The sequence below is a fragment of the Stutzerimonas sp. VN223-3 genome (genome assembly GCF_045999685.1).
Classification (GTDB): Bacteria; Pseudomonadota; Gammaproteobacteria; order Pseudomonadales; family Pseudomonadaceae; genus Stutzerimonas; species Stutzerimonas stutzeri_AR.
Window position 1 is genome coordinate 829,028 of sequence record NZ_RBEC01000002.1, and the last position, 14,287, is coordinate 843,314.

Genomic DNA, 14,287 nt, shown 5'->3' on the forward strand with positions numbered 1-14,287 from the left:
TTTTCACACGGCCTGTAAGCCGGGGCTTTCCTTTTTCGAGAGTAGCAGTCATGTCCCTAGTGCCGCGCCTTTCCCAGCTCCAGCAACCCGACGCGTTTCTGCGTCGTCATCTCGGTCCCGATGCGGCTGAACAGCAGGCCATGCTCGACGCGCTAGGCCTGTCCAGCCGCGAGCAGTTGGTCGAACAGACCGTGCCGCCGGCGATCCGCCTGCAGAGTGAGCTGGCACTGCCAGCGGCGCTGGATGAGCAGGGCGCACTGGCTCGCCTGCGCGGCTACGCCGAGCAAAACCAGCTCTGGACCAGCCTGATCGGCATGGGCTATCACGGCACCATCACCCCGCCAGTAATCCTGCGCAACGTGCTGGAAAATCCGGGCTGGTATACCGCCTACACGCCTTATCAGCCGGAAATTGCTCAAGGGCGTCTCGAGGCGCTGCTGAACTTTCAGCAACTGACCATCGACCTTACCGGCCTCGATCTGGCCAACGCCTCGCTGCTTGATGAGGCGACTGCTGCAGCTGAAGCCATGACGCTGGCACGCCGTATGGCGAAGAACAAGAGCAACCGCTTTTTCGTCGACGAAAACTGTCATCCACAGACGCTTTCCGTGATGCAGACCCGTGCCGAAGCCTTTGGCTTCGAGTTGGTGGTTGGTGCGATCGAAGATATCGATGGGCGGGACGTCTTCGGTGCGCTGCTGCAATACCCCGATACCCACGGGGAGATTCGCGATCTGCGTCCGGCCATCGAGCAACTGCACGCCAAGCAGGCGCTGGCCTGCGTTGCTGCCGATCTGCTCAGCCTGTTGCTCTTGACCCCGCCGGGCGAGCTGGGAGCCGACGTAGTGTTGGGTTCGACCCAGCGCTTCGGCGTGCCGATGGGTTACGGTGGCCCGCACGCGGCCTATTTCGCCACGCGTGACGAATTCAAGCGCGCCATGCCTGGCCGCATCATCGGCGTATCCAAGGATGCCCGCGGCAACACCGCGCTGCGCATGGCACTGCAGACTCGCGAGCAGCACATCCGTCGCGAGAAAGCCAACTCCAATATCTGCACCGCGCAGGTGCTGCTGGCGAATATCGCCAGTTGTTATGCCGTGTATCACGGCCCCGAAGGGCTCAAGCGCATCGCTCAACGGACCCATCGGCTGACCTCGATTCTGGCCAGCGCGCTGGAGCAGAACGGCATCCAGCGACTCAACGCGCATTTCTTCGACACACTGACTCTTGAAGTGGGCGGCGCGCAGACGGCGATCCTCGAAAGTGCCCAGGCGGCGCGAATCAACCTACGAATTGTCGGCCGCGGCAAGCTCGGGGTCAGTCTCGACGAGACCAGCAACGAGACAACGGTCGAGCAGCTGCTTGCCGTTTTCCTCGGCGCCGATCACAAGCTGGACGTGGCCAAGCTGGATGACGGCGACATCGCCAGCGGCATTCCTGCCGGGTTGCAGCGCAGCAGCGCGTACCTGACGCATCCGGTGTTCAATACTCATCACAGCGAAACCGAGATGCTGCGTTATCTCAAGCAGCTGGAAAACAAGGACCTGGCATTGAACCAGGCGATGATTCCGCTCGGTTCCTGCACCATGAAGCTCAACGCTACCAGCGAGATGATCCCTATCACCTGGCCGGAATTCGCCAATCTGCATCCGTTCGCGCCGCGCGAGCAGGCCCAGGGCTACAAGCTGATGATCGAGGAGTTGGAAGCCTGGCTCTGCGCGATCACCGGTTTCGATGCGATATCGATGCAGCCAAACTCCGGCGCCCAGGGTGAATACGCCGGCCTGGTAGCAATCCGCAAATATCACGAGAGTCGTGGCGAAGGGCAGCGCGATATCTGCCTTATTCCGTCGTCTGCCCACGGCACCAACCCGGCGTCGGCGCAGATGGTCAGCATGCGCGTGGTAATCGTCGAGTGCGACAAGGCTGGCAACGTCGATCTGGAAGATCTCAAGCGCAAGGCGGCCGAAGCCGGCGATAAGTTGTCCTGCTTGATGATCACCTATCCATCGACCCATGGCGTCTACGAGGAAGGTGTTCGCGAGATCTGCGAAGCGATCCATGCCCAGGGTGGTCAGGTCTACATGGACGGCGCCAACCTCAACGCTCAGGTTGGCCTGGCGCGACCGGCAGATATCGGCGCCGACGTCTCGCACATGAATCTGCACAAGACCTTCTGCATTCCTCATGGCGGCGGAGGTCCAGGCATGGGCCCGATCGGCATCAAGGCGCACCTCGCACCCTTCGTTTCCAACCACCCGGTGATCGAACTGCAGGGACCGAATCCGCAGAACGGTGCGGTCAGCGCAGCGCCCTGGGGCAGCGCGAGCATCCTGCCAATCAGCTGGATGTACATCGCCATGATGGGCCCGCAGCTACGCGACGCCACAGAAGTCGCGATCCTAAGCGCGAACTATTTGGCGATGCGTCTGGGTGATGCCTTTCCGGTGCTCTACAGCGGTCGCAACGGTCGCGTCGCGCATGAATGCATCATCGATTTGCGGCCGCTCAAGGCGCAGACCGGCATCACGGAAGAGGATGTGGCCAAGCGCCTGATCGACTACGGCTTCCACGCGCCGACCATGTCATTCCCGGTGCCCGGCACGCTGATGATCGAGCCCACCGAGAGCGAGTCGAAAGCTGAGCTGGACCGCTTCGTCGAAGCGATGTTGAGCATCCGCGCGGAGATCGCCAAGGTGCAGGACGGAGGCTGGCCTGCCGAGGATAATCCGCTGGTGCGTGCGCCGCATACGCTGGCCGACGTCACCAATCTGTGGGATCGCCCGTATAGCATTGCCGAGGCGGTAACGCCGAGTGCTCACACCCAGGCACACAAGTACTGGCCGGCGGTAAACCGGGTCGACAACGTCTTCGGTGATCGCAACCTGTTCTGCGCTTGCGTCCCGGTCGAAGACTATCGAGAGTAACGGTAATCGGTCTCCCGCTCTGAGCTGAAGCTCAGGGCGGGCGCATCATTTCGTTTGACGGAATCAGTCCTGTGACGCTTGCTCGTCCAGAGGCTCGCCGCTGTCCTCGCCAACCATTCCCAACAGTTGCGCCAGTACCAGCTGCGCTTCTTCCACGCCCTGCCGCTTCGGCGCCGAAAATAGCTGTACGCTGACGCCGTCTCCCCAGCCCTTGCGAATATCTCGCTGAATCGCCAGCAAGGCGTTTTTCGCCGCGCCAAAAGCGAGCTTGTCGGACTTGGTCAGCAGAATGTGCAACGGCATTTCACTGGCGTTGGACCAGTCGAGCATCATCCGGTCGAACTCAGTCAGTGGATGACGAATATCCATCATCAGGAAGACGCCGGCGAGGCTTTCCCGGCTGCTCAGGTAGGCTTCCAAGTGGCGTTGCCAATGCTGTTTCAGCGGGATCGGCACCTTGGCATAGCCGTAGCCAGGAAGATCGACCAGGCGGTGATGATCGTCGAGGCGGAAAAAGTTGAGCAGTTGGGTGCGCCCCGGCGTTTTGGATGTGCGGGCGAGGCTGGCGTGGGTCAGGGTATTCAGCGCGCTGGATTTGCCCGCATTGGAACGCCCGGCAAAGGCGACTTCCAGGCCCTCGTCTGCCGGACATTGGTCGACCTTGGCGGCGCTGGTCATGAAAGTGGCTTGCTGGCAGAGGCCGAGAATCGGGTTTTTGGGGAGCATGGACGTTCCGGTGAGTGCGCGGGGGTGCGGCAATGGTTCATTTCCGTTTCAAGATCACAAGTATATAATGCCGCAGATTTTGTGTGCGCTTTGGTCTGAAACGAGCCCCGCGCAGTAGTCTCGTCGGCCTCCGATCGGAACGCCGATAAGCGGGATTGCACGCCTTTTCGATGTCGGTGCCACATGCCACCATTAACGAGCATTGTCGCGGCCCGAGCGGTCGGCTTGCCGAATAAGATTCTTCTTTAAACCCTTAGCCGTAGTTGGATGAGCTGATGAACAAAGTACTCGTGAGTCTGCTGTTGACCCTTGGCATCACCGGTATGGCCCACGCCGCTGGAAATGCCGAAGCCGGTCAGGAGAAGGTTGCAGTGTGTGGCGCATGCCACGGTGCCGATGGCAACAGTGCCGCACCGAACTTCCCCAAACTGGCAGGTCAGGGCGAGCGCTATCTGTTCAAGCAGCTGCAAGACATCAAGGCGGGTAGCAGCCCTACCGCGGAACCCGGCGTCGGCCGCAAGGTGCTTGAAATGACCGGTATCCTCGATCCCTTCAGCGATCAGGACCTTGCAGATATCGCCGCCTACTTCGCCAGCCAGAAGATGACTGTCGGCATGGCCGATCCGGCATTGGTCGCTCAGGGCGAAAAACTGTTCCGCGGTGGCAAGCTCGACCTGGGCATGCCGGCATGCACTGGTTGCCATGCGCCGAATGGCGTCGGCAATGACCTGGCGGGCTTCCCGCAGCTAGGCGGCCAGCACGCAGCCTACACAGCCAAGCAGCTGACCAATTTCCGCGAAGGCAACCGCACCAACGATGGCGATGCGATGATTATGCGTACCATCGCGTCCAAGTTGAGTAACAAGGACATCGAAGCTTTGTCGAGCTACATTCAGGGTCTGCACTGACAGCAGCGGCTCTCGTCGAAAAAAAGGCGTTCAGGTCATAACCTGGACGCCTTTTTCGTTTTTGGCACCGCTAGAATGATTGTCAAGATATTGAAAAGCGGCGAAAAGCGCTGGCGAGCATGAGTGTTTTGCTGCAGCCTGTGGCGCTATCGGTCAGCCGCTCAAAGCCAAGGGAGTCATCATGCGTAAACTCGTTCTCAGTGCCGTTCTCGTTACCGCCAGCCTGTTCGGTTTGTCGGCTCATGCAGCGGAATTCCAGGCGGGCAAAGAGTACGTCGAGCTGAATAATCCCGTACCGGTAGCTGAGCCGGGCAAGATCGAGGTGGTCGAACTGTTTTGGTATGGCTGCCCGCATTGCTACCAGTTCGAGCCGATCATTAATCCCTGGATCGAGCAACTGCCTGACGACGTTAACTTCAAACGTATTCCCGCCATGTTCGGGGGTATCTGGAATGTCCACGGCCAGATGTTCCTCGCGCTGGAAGCGATGAACGTCGAGCAGCAAGTTCACGACGCGGTGTTCAATGCCTATCACCGCGACGGCAACAAGCTGGACACGCCGGAGAAGATGGCTGAGTTCCTTGCGGGGCAGGGCGTCGACCAGGACGCGTTTCTAAAGGCCTATGAATCGTTCGGTGTGAAGAGCCGTGCCGAGCAGGCCAAGAAGCTGGCGATGGCTTACCAGATCACCGGCGTGCCGGTGATGATCGTCAACGGCAAATACCGTTTCGACATCGGTTCAGCAGGTGGCCCAGAGCGCGCGCTGGAAGTCGCAGACTTCCTCATCGAAAAAGAACGCGCAGCTCAGTAAGCGCCAATGCTACGCCGCTGGAGTTCACCACGCCTGGCCGGACCCGGCCAGGCCCGTGTCAATCCGCTTTGTCTGGATGCCAGCGGACTTCCCTGCGATGGCCGGTTGCGGCTGCTCAGTTTCAACATCCAGGTGGGTATCAGCACCGAGCGCTACCATCACTATCTCACTCGCAGCTGGCAGCATCTGTTGCCGCATCCGGGGCGAGCCGGGAACCTGCAGCGCATTGGTGAAATGCTCGGTAATTACGACCTGGTGGCCCTGCAGGAGGCCGACGGCGGAAGTATGCGTTCTGGCTATATCAATCAGGTGGAACATCTCGCCCAACTTGGGTCGTTCCCGTACTGGTATCAGCAATTGAATCGCAATCTTGGCCGCTTCGCCCAACACAGCAACGGCGTACTCAGCCGTCTCGAGCCGCAGGGGCTGGAAGACCATCCGCTGCCCGGCCCATCCGGTCGCGGCGCCATCCTGTTGCGGTTCGGCGAAGGCGAGGATGCGCTGGTAGTGGTGGTCATGCATCTTGCGCTCGGCGGAGGCGCAAGAACGCGCCAGCTAGCTTATATTCGCGAGCTGATAGGCGGTTATCGGCATCAGATCCTGATGGGCGACATGAATACCCATGCCAGCGATTTGCTGGAGCACTCGCCGCTGCGTGATCTCAGTCTTCAGGCCCCACAGATCGAAGCGACCTTCCCGAGCTGGCGTCCGCAGCGTTGCCTGGATCACATACTGCTGAGTCCCAGCCTGACGCTCGAACGCGTCGATGTGTTGGCACAGGCCACCTCGGATCACCTACCGGTGGCCGTAGAGATTCGCTTGCCCGACTCGCTGCATGGCGGCGCACTGCCAGTACCGGTGGGCGCGCCAACATGAGCGATGAAGCGCAGCGCTGGAAGGAAAAGTACCTGAGTTCGCTGGAGCAGCAGGAACTGCTCGAAGCGCGTTGGAGTACGCGTCTGGATTTGTTGCGCCGCAGCCTAGTGCGTAGCAGCTTCGCGGTGGACGGCGCCGATCCGGCCGTTGAGCAGTGCATGCGCGAGTTGCGCGAAGTCCTGCGCGATGACGATCTGGACGACCGTCTCGGGGCGCTGGTGCCGCGCCTTGAACGTGCGGTGCTAGATACCGAAAGAAGCAAAAAGGATCGCCTCGAACGCCTTACCCAGGCGCTGCACCGGCTGGCGGCGCAGTTGCTGGCGCTACCGCTGCCCAGTGAGGTCCGCAAGCCTCTGAAGTCTTTTGCCCGACAGCTCAACGAGCGCGCCGCGCAGCCGCGTGAACTGCCCGTTCTGCTTGGTGAGCTGGGCGAGCTTCAAGATCGAGCATTGACCCTGCAGATGGCTGGTGCTCCGAGCTCGGTGGGGTTGCTGGGTCGGTTGTTCGGCCAGCGTGAACGCAGCGCAGATAGCGTCCCCGACACCGTCGAGATGGCTTCGCAGACTGTGCCCGATACCGTTCCGACAGCTTTGTCAGAAATCATGGAAACAGCCGGTGCTGTGTCGTTCCGGCAACCTGAAGCGGTTACAGATGGCAGATTGGATGGCGAGGCCGTTAGCGTACAGAGCGAAGAGGCAGACGCTGCGGTAGTTGCGGCTGGTGTCGACGAAGCGAATCGCTATCTGCTGCCCGCATCGCCGGAAGTGGCTTACAGCGCCATTGCCGAGCGAGTGGAGTCAACTCTGTTCCACTTGCTTGACGATCTACAACTGCCGGAACACCAGCAGCCGCAGGCGTTGTCGCTGCGCGAGCGCATACAACATGGTCTGAACTGGTATGAGCTGGTGCCCGTCCTGGACGATCTGGCGCAGCTACTGATTGCGGTAGCCAATCAGGGACAGAGTGAATTCGAAAGCTACCTGAAGCTACTCAACGAACGTCTGGCGACCATGCACGACAGCCTTTGCGCGGCTCATGAAGGCCATACGCAAAGCCAGGAGACCGCGCAGGCGCTGGATGACGAGCTGCGCCAGCAGGTCGATGGGCTGCAGGTCAGTATGCGGGAAGCCGAGGATCTGCCGAGCTTGAAGCAGGCGGTCCAGGCGCGACTCGATGGTCTGCTGCAGACCGTCGGCGCTTATGAACGGCAGCGCGGTGAGCATGAGAAACAGCTGAGCGAGCGGCTGGGCACGCTGGTCGAGCGGGTTGCGAGCCTTGAACAGGCCGCCACCGAGATGCGCGAGCACCTCGAAGCGCAGCGACAAAAGGCATTACGGGACCCGCTCACCGAGCTCCCCAATCGTGCGGCCTGGGACGAACGGCTGGGCATGGAAGTGGCGCGCCAGCAACGCTACGGTGGACAGCTGCTTCTGGCGGTGCTCGATGTCGACCACTTCAAGCGAATCAACGACAGTTTCGGCCATCTTGCCGGTGACCGTGTGTTGAAAATCATCGCTAACGAGCTACGGAAAAGACTGCGCAAGACCGATTTCATTGCCCGTTTCGGTGGCGAGGAGTTCGCGCTGCTGCTCCCCGAGACGCCGCTCGATGCCGGGCAGCAGCTCATCGAAAGCCTGCGCTCGGGCATTGAAAATTGTCCATTTCACTTCAAGGGCTCGCGTATTCAGGTGACCCTTTCGGGTGGGCTCGCAGGCTTCGCCGAGAGCGATGACGCCGAGCGGGTGTTCGAGCGCGCCGACCGAGCGCTTTACCGGGCCAAGGGTAGCGGACGCAACTGTATCGAAGCGGGCTGACCAATCGGTCTGGGACCCTCCAGGTCGCCTGGGTATAATTTCTTTCTTCTCCCAGCCCCACAATGTCGGCGTTGTTCTGCTGGCCGCTACGTTCCGCGCGCAGTGACCGGCCCCAAGATGCCGCCAGTCTGCGTCATTTCGCTGTCGACCAGAGGTGCCGATGAAAGCTTTGATTTTGTTCACGATTGCCCTGTCGCTGGCGGGTTGCGCCAGCGGTCCGCGGATCGATACCAGCCATACATCGTTGGGTCAGGACAGCCGGGCGCAGTTCATCGTTCTGCATTACACCTCCAGCGATCTGCAGCGCTCGCTGGAAATCCTCAAGGGCGACGGCGTCAGCAGCCATTACCTGATCGGTGAATCGCCAGCGACCATCTACCGCCTGGTGGATGAGGATCGCCGCGCCTGGCATGCCGGCGAGAGCCAATGGAACGGCCGTACCTGGCTCAACTCCAGCTCCATCGGCATCGAATTGGTCAACCGCGGCTATATCGAAGACGAGCGGGGGCGGCTCTGGTATCCCTATTCCGAGGAGCAGATCGATGCGCTGATCGTGCTGCTCAAGGACATCATGCAGCGTCACGGGTTGAAACCCGGCGCCATCGTTGGCCACAGCGATATTGCTCCGCAGCGCAAGGTCGATCCCGGCCCATTGTTTCCCTGGAAGCGTTTGGCTGACGCAGGCCTGATGTCCTGGCCGGATGCCGGCGCGGTCGCCCATCAGCGCAGTCTGTTCGCGCGGGAGCTGCCAGACGTCGCTTGGTTCCAGGCGCAACTCGTCAGGCAGGGCTATAAGGTGCCGGAGCACGGCCACCTTGATCTGGAAACCCGCAATGTCATCGCGGCATTCCAGATGAAGTACCGCCCGACACGCTTCGATGGCGAACCCGATGCCGAAACCGCAGCGCTCCTCGCCGTGCTGGGAGCGGAGCGTTAACGCGAGCTGTCAGGCGCGAGGGCTACAGCCGATCAACCGTGAGTCGGCCAACGCAGCGGTACGGTGGATGGTCGCCGCGCGGTATTCAGGGTCCGCGAGCATCGCCAGGAAAGCTTCCGGCGAGGGATAGCGCACCAACAGCATTTCATCCCAGTGTTCTTGTTCCGGTGCGATCAGTGCGACCTGCGCTTCGGCCATCAGCTGAACGTCGCCCCCGGCGGCCCGCACTTTGTATAGCGCGGTGCGGCTGTAACGAGCGTAGGCCGCCTTGCCGCTGCATGGGGATTGTCCGCTACCGTCCGGGTAGGCTGCCTCGCTGTTGAAACGCAGCAGGTTGAGCATGAGGATCGGCTCGCCGGCTGGCATCTGCGCGGCGAACCGCTCCAATTGCTGCGGGCTGGGATTGAGACTGGGCATGGACGGCTCCTTGTTGTTCTTCAAGGCCCTGCCTGGCTCAAATTGGCAGGGCGATGTAGAAGATGGTGCCGTGGCCGATTCGCGAATGCACGCCGATACGACCACCATGCAGCTGGGCGATCTCCTTGCATAAGGCCAAGCCCAGTCCGGCACCACCGCGGCGGCGGCCGATCTGCACGAACGGCTCGAAAATTCGCGCCTGCTGGCTGTAAGGAATGCCCTCTCCGTTGTCCTCGACGCTGAGAATCACCCGTTCGCCGTGATGCCTGGCCAGCAGGCGGATCTCGCCGCCGTCCGGCGTATGTCGTAGTGCGTTGCTGAGGAGGTTGTCGAGCACCCTTTCCATCTGCTGCCGATCCAGCAGCAGGCTGGGCAGTGGCGATTGCAGTTCCAGCTTGATCTCAATGTCGTTCTGCGCGGCAACAGCTTGGAATCGGTGGCGGGCTTGCTCAAGCAACTCGACCGAGTCGCAGGGCACCAATTCCAGCTTCTGCTGACCGCTCTGATAACGCGAAAAATTCAGCAGGTCATTGATCAGCGTGACCAGGCGCTGCATTTCCTCATGCACGGTGCTGAACAGGTCGGCCTCACGGCTGTTGTCGGGGTAATGGGTGCGTTCGCGCAACAGGCTGAACGCCATCTGCATGCCGGTCACCGGCGTGCGTAGTTCATGCGATGCGCGCAAGACGAATTCGTTGCGCACGCGCTCGAAGGTGCGCTGGTCGGTGACATCGTGAAGCACCATCACAGCACCGCTGATGCGCCCGTCATGGTGGTTAACCGGGCTCATGCGCCACGACAACAAACGCCGCTCACCGTCCGCCTCGATGACCAAATCCTCCGGCGGCCCAGACAGTGGCCTGTCGTCGAGAACTTGCTGGGCCGCCTCGTCCAGTTCGGGGTAGCCGAGCGCTTGGCCGAGCGTCGAGCCGAGATGTTCGCTTTCCCACGCCAGCTGCCGCTGTGCCACGGGGTTGGCGTGCTCCAGCCGACCTTGGCGGTCGATGATCAGCAGGCCGTCGTCGATGCTGTCGAGCAGGGCTTGCAGGCGCTGTTGGCCATTGACCAGCGCCTCGACATTGGTCTGCTTGAACTGATGCAGCGCCTGCGACATCAGACCGAAACGGCGAATCAGCGAGGACAGCTCGGCGATGGGCGAGGCGGGTAGGCTGATATTGAAATCGCCGCGGCCGATCTGGTCGGCGACGCTGGACAGTTGCTCGATAGGATCACCGAAGCGGCGGGCGAAACTGTGTGCCGTGACGAAGCCGATCAACAGCACCGCGATGCCGGTCAGGCCGAGCAGCCCGGCAAGCAGCTGGGCCCGCTCACGGCTGCGAATCTCGGTGTCGCGGATCTGGTCGTAAGCGCTCTGTTGCATATCGACCATCAACTCGCGCACGCGGTTGAAGGACTGGCTCAAGGCGTTATCTTCGAGCAGTGTCCAGTTCAAGCTCGATGGGGCTTCCAGCTCGTTGATAAAGCTGGCGTAAGCGTCGCCGATCGCCTGGTACGCCTGCCGGTCATGTTTTTCGGACGCCTCGGACATTCCTTGCGACAGCGCAGTCTGGAACGCGCCACGGGATTCGCTGAACGCCGCGCTGTCGCGATCCTCGCGCATCAGCAGAAGCAGATGATTACTCAGTGCCTGGCGTAGTTGCTGGTTAACCTCGATGACGCCGAAGTTGTCGCGGATCAGCTTCTCCTGGCTCTGAGCCATCTGCACCACGCTGACCAGCGCCAGTACCAGCCCCAGTAGCGCTACGGTCATCAACGCGGAAAAGCCCAGAAATAGACGGGTTCTCAGCTTCATCTGGAGCTTCATAGGCTGTATTGCTTGCGCTTTCGGTACAGCGTCGAGGCGTCGATGCCCAGAATCCGGGCGGCTTGTTCGAGGGTGTCGCTGGTGCTCAGCACGCCGGCTATATGCGCTTTCTCCAGAGCCTCCAGGCTAAGCGGCTCGCCGATGCGCGGGGCATTGCTGACCGCTTGGTCGGCCAAACCAAGATGACTGACTTCGATCATTTCCTGCGGGCAGATGATGCTCGCTCGCTCGACCACGTTGCGTAGCTCGCGCACGTTGCCGGGCCAGCGATAGGCTTTCAAGGCACCGATGGCGCCATCGCTGAAGCCACGTGCCGGGCGGCCGTAACTCTTGACGAAGAAGGCCAGGAAACGCTCGGCCAGGGTCACCAGATCTTCCGGGCGCTCGCGCATTGGTGGCAGGTTGAGGGTGATGACGTTCAGGCGGTAGAGCAGATCTTCCCGGAAGCGGCCTTCGCGCACCATTTCTTCGAGATTTAGATTGGTCGCCGCGAGGATGCGTACGTCGGCGCGCCGTGTGACCGGATCACCGACTCGCTCGTACTCCTTGTCCTGGATGAAACGGAGCAATTTGGGTTGCAATGCCAAGGGAAAATCGCCGATTTCGTCGAGAAACAGCGTGCCGCCATCGGCCTGATTGACCCGACCCAAGGTGCTTTCTGTGGCGCCGGTGAAGGCGCCGCGGTTGTGCCCGAACAACTCGCTCTCCATCAGGTCCGCGGAGAGCGACGGGCAATTGATAGTGATGAACGCCTTCTTCGCCCGCCGGCTCCAATTGTGAATTGCCCGTGCCAGCTCGCCTTTGCCGGTACCGGATTCGCCGAGGATGAGGATGTTGGCATCGGTGTCGGCAACCTGCCGGGCGGTTTCCAGCACGCTCATCATCGCTGGGCTGTACGAACCCAACGCGTCGTTGCGTTTCTGCACCTCGCCTTCCAGAGCTTCCAGGCGCGCCGCCATCTGGCGGACTTCCAGTTGCTTGGCGGCCGACAAACGCAGCTGTTCGGGGCTGCAAGGCTTGACCAAATAGTCCGCGGCCCCCGCCTGCATTGCATCTACTGCAGTGTCCACGGCCGAATGTGCGGTAACGATCACCACGCGCATCCAGGGCGCAAGCACGCGCATCTGCTGTAGGACATCGAGGCCGTTGTCTTCGCCGAGGCGCAGATCCAGAAAGCACAGGTCGAACACTTGGCGTTGCAGGATGGCTTCGGCTTGCGAGGCGCTGGCAGCCGTTACCACCGTGTAGCCGCGATCCTCGAGGCAGTAGCGAAAGGTACGCAATATCGCGGCCTCGTCATCTACCAGAAGAATGCGGCCACCGGCGTCGGTCGTTTGTTCCATGAATGCTCCAATCAGACAAAGACGGTCTTTGTCTGCAAATCGGGTAGAAATCGCGGTGCTGTGTTCTAAAGATGCCGAGCGCGCGTTGGCGCCTGCTTTAGTCTACGAAAAGTCTTGCAAGTTGCACGGTATTTGCGGGCCTTTCCTGCACCATGCAATCAATCCTCAAGCGAGGCGGCACGGCAAGTACCTGATTATAAAAGCACAACACTGTTTTTGCTGCTGGCACGGCGCTTGCGGCCGCAGTCGGGTACGCATTCGCACCTGAACCGGAGGACCCATGAATCAGAACATGACTCAACTCAACGAGCTGATCGAGATCACTCGTGACGGCCAACACTTTTACCAGCATGCGCTGGACGTGGTGAAGGACGTCGAGCTGCAGCATCTGTTTCGCGACATGGCACAGGCCAAGACCCACATCATCCAGGCGTTGTCGGTGAAGGTCGCGGCTAACCAGGAACAACCTGCCCAAGGCGGCACCACGGCCGGCAAGTTACGTGAAATGTATGCAGACACCAAGGCGCGGCTCGGTCATGCCGATGCGGTGTACATCGATCAGCTCGATCAAACCGAGGAACGCATCCTGGCGGCATTCGAAGACGCGTTGAAATCGGCCGAACCCGATGTACGGGCTTTGTTAGCTATCGAGCTGCCGAAAATTCGTGCCTGTCACGAGCGTATCCACAAGCTCAACCACCATGACGATCACTGACGAGCGGGAGGGATTAGTTCGTCGTGCAAATCGCCCGGCGCCGATTGTAGGTATCGTGCAATTTAAGTTGACGCCTCAAAGATTTGTCTTATTAAGTATTTGAAAATAAAGGGAAAAATCTATTTTTATAGGCTGGCATGACGTCTGCAATGTAACTGGAAAGACAGACTGCCCCGCATGCTTAGAAGGAGTTGAGGATGAATCGTCAAGCGCGTTTCTCACTGGTCAGCAAAGGTTTTCTTACCGCTGCGGTTGTAATGCTTATCGTGGGTGCCGAGCGGCCGATGTCGCAACCGCTCAGCCAGGCACAGCATGAATCAGCGGAACGAATTCACATGTATGACGCTCAACCAGTAGGGATCGTGCAAACCGGGCCGGCACCGAAAACGATCGATTACATGCAGGTGCGGTCAGGGCAGCGCTGGGTTTTCTAAGTGGTCGCTCCGATAGCTGATCAAAATGGCGGTCCCGCTGAAGAAGTTCCTGAACGAAGAGGAGTCACACCATGCTGAGTTGGGCTATTACTTTCCTGATCATCGCCATCATCGCTGCTGTACTGGGCTTCGGTGGTATCGCAGGCACCGCAACGGGCATCGCTAAGATCCTGTTCGTGGTTTTCCTGGTGCTATTCGTAGCATCGCTGATCTTCGGTCGAGGCCGGGGCCCGCGCGTTTGATGCAATGATGCCGCCCGCAAGGGCGGCTGCAAAACCTAACGGAGGCAACGCAGGCGGGATGCCGATATTCCTAGCCCTTCGCGCCAGCGGCGCGAGGCTCGCAGTAACCTTGAGTGATCTACCGAGCACTCGTCAGCCCGCGTAGCGGGCGAACCATGGGGTCGGGATGCTCTGTCAACGGAGCGACCTAGAGGTACATGGAGTACTTCCTGCTAACGGACCAGGTTCAGTAAAAGGCAACCGGAGGTGGCTCAGACCGCCTCTGGCTTGCGATCAAACGAATCGTCACCATTCTCCTGTCCATGCTGCCGC

At 60.4% G+C, this 14,287-nt stretch carries 13 protein-coding genes; 9 read left to right on the top strand and 4 right to left on the bottom strand.

The features are described 5' to 3' along the window. The first annotated feature begins 50 nt into the window (after positions 1-50). Positions 51-2,927: an aminomethyl-transferring glycine dehydrogenase gene (gcvP, locus tag D7241_RS12595; protein ID WP_408101802.1), complete on the top strand. Its 2,877-nt coding sequence runs from the start codon at positions 51-53 to the stop codon at positions 2,925-2,927. Positions 2,928-2,990: 63 nt separating this feature from the next. Here gcvP and yihA read toward each other — a convergent pair whose 3' ends face one another. After that, on the bottom strand, positions 2,991-3,653 hold the full coding sequence (gene yihA, locus D7241_RS12600; protein ID WP_408101803.1) for a ribosome biogenesis GTP-binding protein YihA/YsxC: 663 nt from the start codon (positions 3,651-3,653) through the stop codon (positions 2,991-2,993). Positions 3,654-3,928: 275 nt separating this feature from the next. On the opposite strand from yihA, the gene D7241_RS12605 reads away from it, so the two are divergent. From D7241_RS12605 to D7241_RS12625, 5 genes are all read left to right on the top strand, one after another. Next, a complete protein-coding gene (locus tag D7241_RS12605; RefSeq protein ID WP_408101804.1) occupies positions 3,929-4,561 on the top strand; it encodes a c-type cytochrome in 633 nt (210 codons plus the stop codon). 181 nt (positions 4,562-4,742) lie between these two features. Next, the gene (locus D7241_RS12610) at positions 4,743-5,372 is read left to right on the top strand and encodes a thiol:disulfide interchange protein DsbA/DsbL (RefSeq protein ID WP_408101805.1); all 630 of its coding nucleotides are present in this window, start codon (positions 4,743-4,745) and stop codon (positions 5,370-5,372) included. Between the two features lie 6 nt (positions 5,373-5,378). Beyond that, positions 5,379-6,248, top strand: coding sequence for an endonuclease/exonuclease/phosphatase family protein (locus tag D7241_RS12615; protein ID WP_255978035.1), 870 nt, complete (start codon positions 5,379-5,381; stop codon positions 6,246-6,248). After that, a complete protein-coding gene (locus D7241_RS12620; protein ID WP_408101806.1) occupies positions 6,245-8,062 on the top strand; it encodes a GGDEF domain-containing protein in 1,818 nt (605 codons plus the stop codon). Before D7241_RS12615 ends, D7241_RS12620 begins: the two co-directional genes overlap by 4 nt. A gap of 160 nt (positions 8,063-8,222) precedes the next feature. Next, positions 8,223-8,999, top strand: coding sequence for an N-acetylmuramoyl-L-alanine amidase (locus D7241_RS12625; protein ID WP_408101807.1), 777 nt, complete (start codon positions 8,223-8,225; stop codon positions 8,997-8,999). Between the two features lie 9 nt (positions 9,000-9,008). On the opposite strand, the gene D7241_RS12630 is transcribed toward D7241_RS12625, so the two are convergent. The 3 genes from D7241_RS12630 to algB are packed head-to-tail and all read right to left on the bottom strand — an operon-like array spanning position 9,009 to position 12,584. Continuing rightward, the gene (locus tag D7241_RS12630; RefSeq protein WP_408101808.1) at positions 9,009-9,416 is read right to left on the bottom strand and encodes a DUF1330 domain-containing protein; all 408 of its coding nucleotides are present in this window, start codon (positions 9,414-9,416) and stop codon (positions 9,009-9,011) included. A gap of 37 nt (positions 9,417-9,453) precedes the next feature. Beyond that, positions 9,454-11,241, bottom strand: a complete 1,788-nt coding sequence (locus tag D7241_RS12635) for a KinB sensor domain-containing domain (RefSeq protein ID WP_408101809.1) — start codon at positions 11,239-11,241, stop codon at positions 9,454-9,456. After that, a complete protein-coding gene (algB, locus tag D7241_RS12640) occupies positions 11,238-12,584 on the bottom strand; it encodes a sigma-54-dependent response regulator transcription factor AlgB (protein ID WP_255978024.1) in 1,347 nt (448 codons plus the stop codon). The genes D7241_RS12635 and algB overlap by 4 nt, the downstream gene beginning before the upstream one ends. Positions 12,585-12,864: 280 nt before the next feature. Here algB and D7241_RS12645 point away from each other — a divergent pair, with 280 nt between their 5' ends. The 3 genes from D7241_RS12645 to D7241_RS12655 all read left to right on the top strand — a co-directional run bounded on the left by D7241_RS12645 (position 12,865) and on the right by D7241_RS12655 (position 13,975). After that, positions 12,865-13,299, top strand: a complete 435-nt coding sequence (locus D7241_RS12645; protein ID WP_408101810.1) for a ferritin-like domain-containing protein — start codon at positions 12,865-12,867, stop codon at positions 13,297-13,299. 197 nt (positions 13,300-13,496) lie between these two features. Further along, positions 13,497-13,733: a hypothetical protein gene (locus D7241_RS12650; protein ID WP_255978020.1), complete on the top strand. Its 237-nt coding sequence runs from the start codon at positions 13,497-13,499 to the stop codon at positions 13,731-13,733. Between the two features lie 71 nt (positions 13,734-13,804). Further along, positions 13,805-13,975 (top strand): DUF1328 domain-containing protein, encoded by a 171-nt coding sequence (locus tag D7241_RS12655; RefSeq protein ID WP_003282841.1) that lies wholly within the window; start codon positions 13,805-13,807, stop codon positions 13,973-13,975. Positions 13,976-14,287 lie beyond the last annotated feature (312 nt).